The organism is Daejeonella sp. (assembly GCF_036405355.1).
Lineage (GTDB): Bacteria > Bacteroidota > Bacteroidia > Sphingobacteriales > Sphingobacteriaceae > Daejeonella.
Map to the genome: position 1 here is coordinate 26817 of NZ_DASWXT010000068.1, position 14615 is coordinate 41431.

10 protein-coding genes are annotated in these 14615 nt (G+C 38.9%); 3 read left to right on the forward strand and 7 right to left on the reverse strand.

From position 1 onward, the window contains the following. Positions 1-73: 73 nt before the first annotated feature. Together VGE44_RS08555 and VGE44_RS08560 are read right to left on the reverse strand one after the other, a co-directional pair. Positions 74-1474 carry a hypothetical protein gene (locus tag VGE44_RS08555; protein WP_331077960.1) on the reverse strand — a complete coding sequence of 467 codons (1401 nt, stop codon included), beginning with the start codon at positions 1472-1474 and terminating at the stop codon, positions 74-76. 142 nt (positions 1475-1616) lie between these two features. After that, complete coding sequence (locus VGE44_RS08560) at positions 1617-2678, reverse strand: LacI family DNA-binding transcriptional regulator (protein ID WP_331077962.1); 1062 nt, start codon at positions 2676-2678, stop codon at positions 1617-1619. A gap of 176 nt (positions 2679-2854) precedes the next feature. Here VGE44_RS08560 and VGE44_RS08565 point away from each other — a divergent pair, with 176 nt between their 5' ends. Continuing rightward, a complete protein-coding gene (locus VGE44_RS08565) occupies positions 2855-4417 on the forward strand; it encodes a hypothetical protein (RefSeq protein WP_331077964.1) in 1563 nt (520 codons plus the stop codon). 57 nt (positions 4418-4474) lie between these two features. Next, positions 4475-5383 carry an isochorismatase family protein gene (locus VGE44_RS08570; RefSeq protein ID WP_331077966.1) on the forward strand — a complete coding sequence of 303 codons (909 nt, stop codon included), beginning with the start codon at positions 4475-4477 and terminating at the stop codon, positions 5381-5383. Between the two features lie 117 nt (positions 5384-5500). On the opposite strand, the gene VGE44_RS08575 is transcribed toward VGE44_RS08570, so the two are convergent. The 3 genes from VGE44_RS08575 to VGE44_RS08585 form a co-directional block, all read right to left on the reverse strand. Beyond that, the gene (locus tag VGE44_RS08575) at positions 5501-6505 is read right to left on the reverse strand and encodes a Kelch repeat-containing protein (protein WP_331077971.1); all 1005 of its coding nucleotides are present in this window, start codon (positions 6503-6505) and stop codon (positions 5501-5503) included. A gap of 75 nt (positions 6506-6580) precedes the next feature. After that, on the reverse strand, positions 6581-7387 hold the full coding sequence (locus VGE44_RS08580) for an amidohydrolase (protein WP_331077973.1): 807 nt from the start codon (positions 7385-7387) through the stop codon (positions 6581-6583). Continuing rightward, the gene (locus tag VGE44_RS08585; RefSeq protein ID WP_331077976.1) at positions 7377-8330 is read right to left on the reverse strand and encodes an amidohydrolase family protein; all 954 of its coding nucleotides are present in this window, start codon (positions 8328-8330) and stop codon (positions 7377-7379) included. The genes VGE44_RS08580 and VGE44_RS08585 overlap by 11 nt, the downstream gene beginning before the upstream one ends. 270 nt (positions 8331-8600) lie before the next feature. Here VGE44_RS08585 and VGE44_RS08590 point away from each other — a divergent pair, with 270 nt between their 5' ends. Next, positions 8601-9419 carry an N-acetylmuramic acid 6-phosphate etherase gene (locus VGE44_RS08590; protein ID WP_331077978.1) on the forward strand — a complete coding sequence of 273 codons (819 nt, stop codon included), beginning with the start codon at positions 8601-8603 and terminating at the stop codon, positions 9417-9419. 31 nt (positions 9420-9450) lie between these two features. Here the strand turns inward: VGE44_RS08590 and VGE44_RS08595 are convergent, their stop codons facing one another. Together VGE44_RS08595 and VGE44_RS08600 are read right to left on the reverse strand one after the other, a co-directional pair. Further along, the gene (locus VGE44_RS08595) at positions 9451-13284 is read right to left on the reverse strand and encodes a hypothetical protein (protein ID WP_331077979.1); all 3834 of its coding nucleotides are present in this window, start codon (positions 13282-13284) and stop codon (positions 9451-9453) included. A 64-nt stretch (positions 13285-13348) separates the two neighbouring features. After that, positions 13349-14611 (reverse strand): M14-type cytosolic carboxypeptidase, encoded by a 1263-nt coding sequence (locus tag VGE44_RS08600; protein ID WP_331077981.1) that lies wholly within the window; start codon positions 14609-14611, stop codon positions 13349-13351. Positions 14612-14615 lie beyond the last annotated feature (4 nt).

Here is a 14615-nt window from a genome sequence, read left to right on the forward strand (position 1 = left end):
CTAATATAAAAATATGCGTGTACGTAACCGAATTTATTTACAAATTAGACAATAAAACAAAAAGGATCAGTACTTATTCAGATTTTCCTGTTAACAGTTTATGTATTGCTTTCATTAAGATTCCTTCTGCCTCGGCAGTTACCCCAGAAGCCTGACCGGTTTCATAACCTCCCTGCGAATAAGCTATCGCATTGCCAATATAACCAACAGCATAGTCGCCATATCCGGCAACAGCCACAAACAGATCCGGCCGCTCAGCTTTAGCAGCAAGCTGATACTCCACAAAAGGCTCACCCGGAAGATGCAGAATTCGTGCATTTCCGATACTTAGCAATGAAATATCAATCTTCTTCCCTGCTTCTAAGCGCTTTAACCAAACCAGCTTGGATAGATTATTGGATAAAAAAACTGAGGTTTGTGTTTTCATCGCTGCTTCCAGGTTCTCAATACCAGCTGCTGGCTTTAAGGCGACTGATTCAATACTCCATTTCACAGAAGCCGGACTTACAGGATCACGTTTGGTATTATCCCAGGCGCGCTTCATCCCGTCTGCCAGTCGCTCAGCAAGGATTAGCCTGTTTTCCTTAGCACCGTCATTATATTTTCCGGCTGTTAAATTACCTCCGGCTCCATTAAAATGAATGTGCAGAGCATCAGGAACAGCCAGCTGACGCATAAAACGCGCAATTCCGGGAAAATCTGGATTTGAAATACCGGTACGGTAATAACTTTGTGGATGAGAGGCATAATAACTAAGTACTGCTAATGGTTTGTCGTTATTCCAAAAACTGATCAGAGATACCATCGGATCAATTAGTCCTTCGGGAGCAGCACGAATAACAGAATCTTTTGTTGCTGAGGTGCGGGTATACTTAACTTTTCCATCAGGACCAAGAATCCGGCGGTTTGAAGCCACTTTATAAACCTCAGCCTGCCCGGTTCCGATATGAGTAAAAGGAACAGCGGTAACAATTGATTTACGAATAGCCTGACCCAGACGCTGGATCAGATCCCTTGCATAGCTACCTTCGAATGCCATCGTACTTAATCCGGCTGTTTTTAGCATATTCTCAGCACCAAAATCAGAGGTCGGCGCATCATGCTGGTGAATAGCATGTACTACCACTCTCGAAGGAATTGTACCCGCAGCTTCAGCCATAATGCGTTTAAATTCATCCTGACTATCATTGGCAATACCAATCCAATCTACTGAGCACATTACAATCGGTTCACCTGCACCTAAGATCACAATACCTTTTGCCCTTAAACCCAGATCCCAGCTATTGATCATCGGATCATAAGTTAAACTGCTGCCAACAGGTGGAGTTGCATCTACATCAAATGTTGCCAGTTTCAATTGACTCTGAACAGTATTTGGATAGAAATCTGCTGCGAGAGCAGAAAAGGTACTATTCAATAAAAGTATATTGAAACAAAGAAGAAAAGTGTAAATGGACCTAAAGATAATTCTCATAGTTTAATCTGTTTTTTGCATCAATTTTCCTGTTTATTAAAAAATCGATATGGCTATTGAATGATGAATATGCTGCAATTCGTGTTCTTCACTTGCCCTTCTACTCTGCCGCTGGTTTATTACTTATAGAGCTCAAAGAATTTTAATTTCTATAGAATGCACTATTCTCTTTCGTCAGAATATCAATAGGCATAAAATAAATCTTCTCTACGGGAGAAGAGAAAGCAAGGTGCTGATAGAGTGATATAAGTCCCCTGTAGCCCTGCTGCTTCGGTTTCTGACAAACTAAAAAGTCGATGATTCCTTTATCCATGTACTCAATATTCTCCTTCAAAAAATCATATCCAATCAGAATCACATCCTTTTTTGAACTATCAATAAAATGAGCAACTTTAGAGACTCTGGAATTAGTTACAAAAACGATCCTGATATCATTATGTTCAGTAAAAATATTGCTCAAATACTTTTCAATTGATTTAAGATCGGTATCTCTTATATCAATTTTCAAAATATTATCTGGCTTTTTATGCTTGTCAAAATAAGCCCTGAATCCTTCTTCCTTTTTTAAAAGATGATGATGATTATCGATCTCCCTAGAAATATTTACTATGAGTATTTTTTCACCGTTTTTAATCAGATAACTCACCAGGTGGGCAGCAAGATAGCCGCTGTGATACAGATTTGGACCGATATAACTCAGGCTACCTCCATTGGGAAGATCTGAATCAATCAGAACATAGGGAATATTTAATTGCCTGCATTTATCTGTAAACCTGACGGACTCTTCAATAAAAGAAGGTGCAAGTAAAATACCATCGGGGTTACTTTCAAGAATAATCTTTGTTTGTTCAACAAAAGATTCAATCTTATTCTGATCGTAGAAATATTTATCAATGATAATTCCAAACTGCTTGATTTCTTTATCAGCCTGCTCTATTCCTTTCAATGGGGCATCCCAAAAACTGGTTTCCTTTGAAATCTCGGGTATCAGGGTAGCTAAACGAAGGATTTTTCTGGAGGCAAGCCTTTGCGCAAGCAGGTTAGGCTCATAATTTAATTCCTCAATTATGCCGAGAATCTTTTCCTTGGTTTGTTTGGATACCCCTTTTCTGTTATGAAGTACACGATCGACAGTAGCAATTGAAACATTAGCCCTTCTGGCAATTTCTTTTACTCCCGTAAGTTCATTAACTCGCTTTTTCATAACAAATTTCAAAAATGTTTTTTAGTGTATCACTTACACAATAATAACTTTTATCCCCGGCTTTTCAAATCAAATTATTGGAAACATTTCATTTTATTAATATATTCGTTAACGTACCCGTGAATCAGATATTAGAAATGTCAGCTTTTAAATCCAAACAAAAAATATTACCCGATATGAAAAACATATTGCTTATTTCCCTGGGGTTAACTATACCATTTGGAGTTTCCGGTGATAAGGTAAATTCAGAAATTAAAATGCACCCGGGTTTCAAGGCAGATTCGATAGAAATATCAAGAGCCAGGGCAGATATGCTGATCTCTAAACTTCCTAAAGCAGATCCATGGGATGCCAGACCGGATGGAAGTGCTTTGGCCTGGGGTGAAGCAGCTACACTTGAAACGCTCGTAGATATGTATGAAGCCACAGATGATCCTGCTTATCTGAAAGAAGCTGCACGCCGGGGCGACCGTATGCTGACACATCGTGATGATATTCGGGGTGTAAATGATGGTTCCGGAAAAAGCCGGCCTGCATGGAGCATGGGGTTAAAATATGTTGTTGCAAAAGGAGCATTGCTGGATGCCACAGGAAAAATTGCGATCAGTATACGCTCCACCCCTTCCTCAAACAATAATCTGACTATTATCGAGCTTATTCCTGACTCAAAATCAAATAGTTTCGGCTTAAAATTAAGCAACAGTTTTTTTAAGCGGACTGAAATATTTTCGAATCTGAGTATAAATCCTAATGATGAAAGATTCATTGAAAAAATAGTTAATGATCCATTTTCACCGTATTCGACACGTGCGGGAGATTTTTCTGATACTAAATCAAACCTGATCAGAGTTAAAGTCACTGGATCGACTGTACCTATTGCACAAAGTATAAGCTTAGAGCCTATAACACTAGCCTATTCAGGCTACCTGGGTATAATTTATCACCCACTGCTCAGATTGGCCGAACTCGCAAGACAGAAAAGCGAATTAACTGAGCTGCGGCCCGCTGCTGAACGTTTTATAAAGGCGGCTGAAGAATCTTATCTTGATGCATCATCCCGCTTATGGCGAAATGGCCCAAATCAGGGTGAGGGTTATTATTTAACCTGTGAAAGAGGAGAATCATTTCCGGCTGACAATGTAGGACAACCTATCAATTTCCTGGGTATGCATACCAGCTCTCAACTTGCATTATATCGTTTAACCGGTAAAAAGGAATATCTTGAACGTTCTGAAAAGATGGCAAGACTACTGAAAAATCGTTTGCAGTATAATCAGGATTCAGATCTCTATGTATGGACCTACTGGTATGAACCTATGACTACCATTGGATGGAAACCTGAAGATATGCTTTCTTCAAATGTTATGATCTATAAAGGTTCGCCAAATGTTGAGGACAGCTCACATGGAGTACTTGATATTGCTATGGTAACTGCTGCCAACCGTTCCGGAATAGTCTTTACAAAAGAGGATGTCATGAGATTTTCAAATACCCTGTTAAAAAATGTGATCCTTCCCGACAGAAGCGGGATTCGAAGGGCAGTTGATGGCAAGGGTGGCGATCATGCAGCATACTTCCCTATTCTACATGGATGGCTGGAATTGGCGGCGTATAATCCGGAAGTATACCAGGAAATTCGCAGGACGTATTTGAACAGGTCTGAAGAAAATCTTGCCTTTACAGCCGAATTATTAAGATGGGAACGCAAAATGAAAGCAATTTCATCAGCTTCTAAATAACTCATGAATAGCTTTTAATTCAGAAAATTATTAATTTATATTTTATCATTGATAATTATGGCTGCAAAAGATACATCAAGACGCGATTTTATTAAAAAAAGCTCACTGGGAGGACTGGGAACTGCATTGGGAATTGGAACAGTGATCCCTGCAATTGCAGAAGAGGGTCTGAATACATCTGAACATTCAATCAGTGATGAAAAGCTTCATGTTAAACCCAGATTTCATAACTGGATTGTGGATGAAGGTGAAGAATGGCTTGAGCTTAATACCAAACAGGCAAACCTCGACTGGAATATTCCGGTTTCTCAATGTGCACTCGTTTTACTTGATGTATGGCAGCGACACTATCTGAAGGAACCCGAAGAAAGGGCAGAAAAGATTATCAATGAAAAATATATTCCTTTATTAAAAAGTTGCAGAGAATACGGAATGGAAGTAATCCATTGTCCATCGCCACAAGTCGCAAAAACACATCCAAACTGGGTCAAACTGATGACGGAAGCCGAACTAAAACCAGTTCCGGATAGCTGGCCACCTAAAGAATTTCGCAATTTAAGTGGCCCATATAATGCTTACAGGCGTCCATTTACACCAAAAGAAGCAGAACGTAATGCACTCACACCACTGACCTTTCACCCCAGGGTTGTTCCGCTGAATAATGAGGCAGTTATTGCATACGGAGAGGAATTGCACCGCTATTGTAAACAAAAAGGTATACTGTTCCTGTTCTTTGCCGGTTTTAATACAAATGCTTGTCTTATCACCAGAGATTATGGTGTACTGCAAATGAATTATAGGGGATATCAGGTAAGTGTAATCCGTGATTGTACCACCGGAATGGAATCCAGAGAAACTCAGGCTGGTTTGTTACAAACCAATGGAGCCCTGCTTTTTTTTGAAATGTACGGTCAATACACAGTTACTTCAAACGAAATAATCACTGGATTTTCGAGAAAAGCTTAATTATTTAGTTGCCAGCTATCTGTTGTCAGCAATATATTGGTTCATTGAAAATCAGATAATCAATTACTCTAAGTCAGTTACTTGTTTTAAGCTTTCTGCTTTTAGCTTAAGGAGCTCCTACTTCCAGTCCACCGGAAGTTTCAATGACCAAACATCATTAACTAATGGAGGTGTCATCCCTCCTGCTATCCATATTTTATCCTGAAAGATAAAGGCTGATTGTTCATGACGGCCTTTCCATACTTTTTCTGATTTAAACTCTTCCCAGGTAATTCCATCCTTGCTGCTCCAAACATCTGAATGATTTTTATATGGATTATTTGACCATCCGGCCATCACCCATATCCGGTCACGATAGACGACTGATGAAAACCATAAGCGTTCATGCCAGGGAGCAGCACTGGTCAGTTTTGTCCAGTGAATACCATCTTCAGAGCTCCAGACATCATTTTTGGCATGATATTCAGGAACATAGTTTCCGCCTCCAAAAACGTAAATTTTACCATTCAAAACGGCAGCCTGATGATATGCCCTGGGTGACCAGCCTGCATCTGCTGTAGCCAGTTTCCAGTCTCTTCCATTTGAAGAATACCATACATCATTTTTGAGACTGGTTTGATCCCCAAAATAATAGTTCTCAGTACCTCCAAGCAACCATAGTTTCCCCTTAAATTCTACTAAAGCAGAGGCTATTCTCGGTGACCATGCTGCCTTATTTGTTTCAAGCTTCCAGTCAATCCCATTTTTTGAAGTCCATACCTTATTACTTGCTGAATGGCCCTTCAGACGTCCATTGTACCAGCCTCCCATCATAAACATTTTATTTTTGAATGTAATAGACATCGAGAGGTCGCTGTGTATCCATGGTGCTGAATTCGTATGATTTTTCCAGCTTTTACCATCAGAGGAACTCCAGACATCACGTGGTGGTGCTTCTTGCGAATTGAACCAGCCTCCAAATATCCATAGTTTGTTTTTGTATACCAGTTCTCCCTGTGAATCTCTGGCCTGCCATGCGGCATTTGGAGTTTCAAGAACCCAGTCCCCAATCCTTTCCTGCGCATGCACAAAGGGACATATATGAATAGAGGTTAAGAATAGTAACAGATAAATAACTCTCATAACATTGTGATTTTTAAAGAGCATTTTATATAAATAAATTATTTAAGTAATTAGTTATAATTATTTAATAAACAATTATATAGATAATATTTTTTTAGCATTTCCAGATCTCAGCATTTCCATAATTGTATCGTCAGCTTCACCCGGACTTAATGATTCTATTCGCAGCAATCCGGTAAGATAATCCAGAATCGGGGAATGGGTACCAAATGCAAATTTATTGGATCCATAGTTTTTCAAAAAATCAGACATATTAGTTATGGTCCTTCCCGAAGTATCAAATATTAAATCCGTATTCTTAATGAGTGCCAACTCCTCAGCATTAAGTGTTGCTGCATTGGCAAAGTTCAGAATCATATATTTCGCATCCGGAACGGCTTTTATTATTGGTAGAATATTTTTGAGATTCCATTCCCTGATCACATTATTCTTAAGATTTGAGATGTCAATCCAGGAACGCTGACGGCTATCGACCATCCTGAAATTAAAAGCAACAGGTAAACCAAAATCACGAACCCGTTTTACCAGCTCAATACATGCAGGATCAAGGATTTCAAAATCATGGTATTTAGGATAAATTCGGACTCCTTTAAACCCATATTTGCTGATACAAACATCCAGATCATCACGCCAGCCCGCATAAATGGGGTTGATAACTGCAAAGGGAATAAAACGATCCCGGAATTTTACTTTTGATCTGATCTCTTCGAATAATTCTTCGTTCGCCGACTGGGTATTTTTATAAAAAATCCCATTCAGATTACTGATTACAGAAATATCCACACCAAATTTATTCATTCGTTCGTGCAGGGCATCACAGGTATTATACTTGAGCTGCATAAATGGCCAGTGACCAACGTATGCATTAATATCAATCAACATTTCTTCCTGATTTTTTTAAAATGGTATTGTAATTATCAAAAAAGACCTTTTTCTTCTGATTTTCGGTGAGATTTGAAGCCAGGATTTTTCCAACGCTCTGGTAATAGCAATTATCTGATCCAAAGAAAAGGCGATCTTCTCCAAGGCATTTCACCGCAAAATCAATCATGTTCTCTGCATTATTGCTCCCTGAGGTATCCACATAAATATTGGGGTGTTTTGAAAACAATTTACAGGCATATTCCCAGTCGCCCCCTCCTCCAATATGAGCATACTGCAACATAGCCTCAGGATACCTCTTTGCTACTTCTACAAAATCTTCCGGAATCGAGGTATTTGGCCTGATACCGATATTATACTTCATTCTGTAACCACCCAGGCCAAGCTGAGCATATGCATGCATATGAATTACCATCTTTAGATCAATCATCTTTTCTATGATTGGATAGAACAATGGATCGTTGATCTTTAACTGGGTATATACTTTTAATCCTACCATACCCAAATCAACACAGCGCTTTATCTCTTCCATTGACTCTTTCTGAAAGATAGCATTCAGTGTAAACTGTCCGATCAGACGGTCGGGGTATTGTTTCATGCATTTAAGCATTAAATCATTATAGGATCTGAATTCTTTGGGTGTTCCTTCCCCACTATAAGCAGGAAGTGAAATATACATCTTGTCTATTCCCAAACGGTCGGCGAAGAAAACATTCCCTTCAGGACCACCATCAAAGAGATGTGCATGCACATGAGAATCAAGCTTCCGGTATTTCATGACATCTTTCATCAGATTGTAAGGTGAGGCCGGATATTCTAAACTCAGGGTATCTTCTAAGTTAGCAGACCGGGGTATGCCCATGATCTGCCCTGACACAAAGAGTCCGGCAGCAGATAATGCTGTTCTGCTAACAAATTTTCTGCGGTTTATATAGTTTGTCATATTAGATTTTACAGAAATTACATTCAATAATCCAAGTTAAGATTTTTATACGTTTACGTACACGTGTAACTGTCCTTTTTGCATAAATTAAATTACATAGTAAAGATTAAGCTCCATAGAAAACGAATAATTAATGTTTTTGGGGCAGTAACACATTGTGGAGGATGCCATTTTAAGGACAAATGATGTTGACTGAAATATTCGTATTATTGACATTATAAACCAGAAACATAATCACAAAAGGGATATTGAAATATCCTTAAAATAAATATGACAAGAATTACTGAAGAATCATCTAAGTACAGGCATTTGGAGAAGATGTCTGTGGAAGAACTTACATCAAACCTGAATAACGAAGACAAAACTGTTGCATTGGCCATTGAAAAGGCTTTGCCCGAACTGAATACCCTGATCAGTACAATTGTATCTAAGATTGAACATGGTGGAAGATTGTTTTATGTTGGGGCAGGTAGTGGAGGGCGCTTGTCAGTTCTTGACGTAATTGAACTGCCAACAACCTTTGGAGTTTCTCCAGATCTTTTTAATGTAATTCTTGCAGGAGGAAAGGAGCATCTGATAGAAGCTTTGGAAGAAAAGGAAGATGATATTAATGCTGCATGGCAAATGCTGCAAAATGAAAAAGTATCAGTAAAAGATATTGTCATTGGCATTTCGGCCAGCGGTACTACTCCATTCGTATTGTCAGGCTTAAAAGAATGTAAAAAAAAGGGAATCACCACTGCCTGTATTGTAAGTAACCCGGGATCACCTATCGCAGCAGAGTCAGATATTCCCGTAGAAGTTATAACAGGGCCCGAATTTGTTACCGGAAGTACCAGAATGAAATGTGGGACAGCACAGAAAATGATCTTTGATATAATCAGTACGAGTACCATGATTAAACTTGGCCGTGTGCTGGACAATCAAATGGTTAATGTGAAGCTAATCAACGATAAAATTGTTGACAGAGCAGTAAAAATGCTTATGAAAAATACTGGAATTACAGTTTACAACGAAGCTAAACAGTTGCTTATAGAACAGGGCAGTGTAAGACAAGCATTAGATCATTTCAACCAGACTGGGAAATAACATTAATCAGATAATTTTAGATTTAATCAAATTACTTTAAGCGATATACATCCCCGTTCACTAAGATTATTAGAGAGTTTGTCGAGCTTTTTTGATTGAAAATATTTGAAATTTCATCAGGGAACAGAATAGATTCTTGCGTATTTCCCAAATTCGAAAATTTAAACAAATGCCCCTGAGCCGTTGCAGCAAGATAATGTGACTTGTTCTGGATTTGGTATCCCTCAACTTTCAAGACCCTGTCATTCAATGTTTTTCTGAAAATTGTATTCCCCTTATCATCCAGCACATAAAACTGGAAACCTTCGGTCCCGACAAGAATTTCAAGCTTTCCATCATTATTAAAATCGCCGTGGCGAATATCATTAACCTCCCCGCCTACATTGCTGTTCCAGTATTCCTTAATTTTTTTATCAAAACCGATCATTCTGATCTCGCTTTGCTTTGTTCCTAACAGAACTGCGGGCTTAAAAGTTTGAGATTCTTTATTCAATACATCGGCAATTTTCCAACCCGGTCCGCCCGTTTTTCCTGTGATCAGCTCATTATTCTTTATCAGTGTATAATAGTAATACTCAAGTGCAAAAATACCCTCTTCCTTGCCATCAGCGTCCAGATCAGCATATTCCATATCCTCAATACCATAGTAATATAAGACCGTTCCGTTTTTTAATTTTCCATCCAGATCAAGTTCATAAATATACCTGTACTGAGTGCCAACCATGATTACAGGCGGTTGGTCTTTACCATTCTTGTATGCAATCCTGACATTTGTTATTCCGATCAAATTGCCTTTATACTCACGATGTGACTGATCATCGGGGAATTTATAGTTCCACAATTCTTTTCCATTGATGTCCAGTGTATGGACATACCAGTTCTCTGTTGCAATAAAAATAAGAGCCTTGTTACCAGCATATTGAAAACTCACTTCATTCACCCTCCCTTTGGCTGAAAATTCCCAAAGTTTATTTCCTTTTGAATCAATCGCATTCACATTTCCGTTTATTCCACCCAGTAAGATATCCTCAATATTATCCCCATTCAGATCAGCAGAAAATGAGCTGCTAACCCGCTCTTTCATCGAATATATTCTGTCGGAACTATTGACCCGTAAAGATTTGATTTGATTTTGGCTGATTAATGGCTTAATATCTGGTATGGAAATAATTTGTTTCAAGATATGGCTTTGGAGATCAGCCTTCCACTCAATTTTTCCTGAATCAATTGCAGACTGTCTTAGGGTCTCCCCTGATTGTTTATACTTAATCTTGTCCTTCAATAAATCAAATGCTTTCCATTCACCACTTCTCTTATCCCATTTAAAAAAAACTGCTTCTTTAAAATTAAAATCCTGATTTCCAATCCTGATTTTTGTCACCGAGGCTGCAATAAGTTCATTATCCCCAATGAGATGAAATTTTCCATTACTGGAGAATACTGTACTATTTAATTCATCCTTAACTGCAAGCCATTTCTGATTCCCGGATTTTATTTCAAATGCATTTTTCCCAATATTAGCAGAATGAACAAACTCAGCATCTGAAGAATGGCTTGACAAAACGTTAATAAAACCGGCCTGATCGCCTTTCACGTACTCTTTTTCATTGATCACCTCGGTTAAAACAGTCTCATGATCGGCAAAAGGATAAGGATATACAGTTTTCCAGTATTTAATGAAATGCCCGTATATATCTTTAAGCCTTAGATCTGCCGGACTTAAACTCTGAAGCTGCATGCTAATTCCCTTTTGATTGACCAGAAATCTGTTCCTCTCTATTTTAGGACTACCCAATGATTGCCAGTGATTTTTAAGCAAAAAACTTCCGGCTTCATTAAACTTCAGATCATCAAAAATGATGAAGAACTTCCCTTCAGGACTTATAATCGTGCGTTTCCAGTCCGCGCCGTTGTAGGCAGGCACAATACTGCTGCTAATTCCGGTTCCATCAAGGTCAGCAACCCAATCCAGTTTTACCAATGGTGGCTTTTTCCCTTGTTTCCCATCCTTCACTATGACCAAACCTGAGTGATATTCAGGAGTATTCTGGATATAATCACGGTCATTCAGAAACAATCTCCCTCTTGAACTATAGTTTAAGATTGCATTTCCATCCTGATGTCCGTGTTTGCCGGCAGAAAAACCATCCAGGATAAGGTAATTATCATTTAATCCAAATCCTGATCTGAAGGCTAATTTATGAAAGGAGTCCTTTTGGTCGACATTAATCCTATCCTGCTTTTTATTCTTTTTATCCTCATTATCAGGATCTTTTTGAAATTCAGGAACATTATTATCCATCTGATTTATCAAATCATCATAAACTCCCTTCTCAATCTCCTGAGCCAGAACTTTAGGATATAAAGTGCCATCTGGTTGCTCAGGATTATTAAGCTTTACGATATACCGGTGGATTGGATAGATGAGATCGGGCATTTTCTGTCCGGTAAACGGACCGGTACGGGTCCTTGCCAACAGAAAATTATAAACAGGTTCATTATAATACCAGGATGCTGCATTCAATAACTGTGAGTGCCCCCATGAATATGCACTGCTCATCCCAAACGGATAGGTATCACCCCCACCCGACAATGTTCCCATATTATCGATCATCATCGAATGCAGATCGGCACTTGGCCTAAGACTTAGGTTAATAAATTTCAAATCACCTGAAAGCATTGCATAATCAATATTAGCAACCGGAAGATGCGCCAGATAATCGGAACCTTCATCAAGACTGATATAGGACGTATTTCCGGAAAAAATCCGTTCTCCTCTATTTTTCCATTGAACAATTTCAGGCAAGCTATAATATTTTTCAAAGTACTGACAGGAACCAACCAATGACAGCGCAGGAAATATCTCGTGGTTCCAGCGAGGGCCAGATTCCGGAGCCTTTACCAGGTAATTATCCATGTAATTAGCCTTACACACCAGGTAAAGCGCTGAAAGGATCTGTGTACGGTCTGAATCTGAGAAAAATGGTGAAGCTTCAAGAACGGTCCAGTTCTGGAATATTTTTTCACCCTGAATCCACATATTCTTTCGCTCGTTCAACTGATAAATCGCTTCAGAAGGATGTTGGTTTACAAATTGGGCAAAACCCTTCAATAAATCAGAGTAAACTTCACCGTACTTGGGATTCGCAGTAAGCTGAAAGTATTCTCCATATAACTTAATTCCGGCTAAAACATTTAACAAGGCTTCTACGGTAAGCTCATTATTTACCACAGGCTCCATTTTTGAAAGAATTTCATTCACAGATTTAATATTAGGTCTGAAATAAGAAATTGTTTCTTTAGGCAATTCCGATTCAAAAAGCCAGGGTATCTGGGCATTATTATTGGATTGTAAAAGTGTCTTTAAACGATCCAGCCCAAGTTTAGCGCCTTCAATATCCGATGAGGATACCAGAATTGTGTTTCCCCCTAAGCCGAATGGATCGATTAATGTAAGTAACTGATAACCGCCCTTCCCCGGATAAATCGCATCTGCATAAGATAAACGCAGACCATAAAGACGTGCCATTTGCTTATTGTTACCAAGATTTCCCAATATGATTGTATTCCCGGACCATCCCTTAACAAACTTAATGGGATCTGGATGCCCGATTTCTGGGGTCTTTCCTGTCTTCTGCTTAATAAAACCCTGTAGTTCATCAGCGAGATCCTTCCATGCCTGCTCTTCGGGCACAATGATTTTTATATCATTCAGACTTGTGGATCTTTGTAGGTTCCTTGGAGCAATAGTTTTTAAATGTGAGGAATCAATTGAATGAATATCAGAAGATTCAGAACCATACATTTCTGTATTAAAATAACACAAAATGAGCATCAGCACTCCCCGGACAAAATATTTCAACATCCTGAATTTGATTATAAATAAATGATATTCAATTTATTACACTCTAAATATTAATTGTAACAACTTAATCTTTCTTATCAAAGTAAAGATAGAACACCTCAGCCAGCTGTTTTCCAAGGAGTTCCCAATCCTTACCCATGGGTGCTTTATTCAGACCGGCTATCCATTCATAGTTCAGTTCATATACAAAAGCATCGATTCCATATCGTTTGGCAAGTCCCTCACCAAATGAGCCCGGATTCTTTACATGAGATGGTCCTTCAGTAAACCAGGTATGTTTGTATAATAAAGTCTCAATTCTTTTCATATTTGATACATACTGGCTATTAATTTCAGAAGGAAGATTAACATGAATATTACCGCCCTGATCATTATGCAGATCGATCGCTATTTGAGGCTTCTTACCTTTACTGATCATCATTTCCAGCCAGCTCTCGAAAGCGTATTTCTCAGGAGTTAGAATCCGGTCTGCCGGACGATCCCACTCCCTGTTAAGGTCCTTACCATTGGTATTGAAACGGGTTCTACCGCGTGCTACCCCATCTTTATTGGTCATTGGCATGATATACACACAATAACGCCTCAAAAAATGTGCAGATTCCTTCCCGAGCAGAGTGCGGATCAAACCCTGAACTACCCAGTTCCCACCGGGTTCCCAGGAATGAGCCCTTGCCCTGAGAAATACACTAAAGATGGCATCCGGATTTCCAATTCTGATTATTTCAAGAGGACGCCCTTCAGCTGTATTTCCCACCTTCATAATTTCGACCTGTGGCTTTCCCCTGATTTCAGTTAATAGTTTATCCAGATCACTGATTCTATATGGCTCAACACTGGCCACATACATTTGATCACTTTTCATCGGAACTGTGAACTTTAAGCGATTTCCTGATATAAAGTCGGCCGGAATAACTGACCAGTTTTTACCGTCCTTTGAAATCAGACAGTTCGTTTTTTCAGATACAGGAACACCCTTTATCCCATTCCAAACATTCTCGAAATTTTTCAGGATTATTGTTATTTCAGAACCTGAATCTGCCTCAAGTTTAAAATGCCAGTGCCCATTCGCGCGATTCGGGGATACGCGCTCATGGTCATAAATAAGACTCACATTAACAATACCCATGGAATCAGTTTCCCAATCAAGTTGTGAAGCGTTTTCAAAATTTGTACTGATATATTTTAAACTGCTTTTCAGTGTATCAAAAGGCTGAGAATGGGAATTACCCGATATATTAATCAGAGGAAATTCAGCAGCTGAACTATTTGGTACAGATATAAGCAGGGATAATCCGAACAATAAAAAAGCAATAATTTTGTTTCTCATCTTA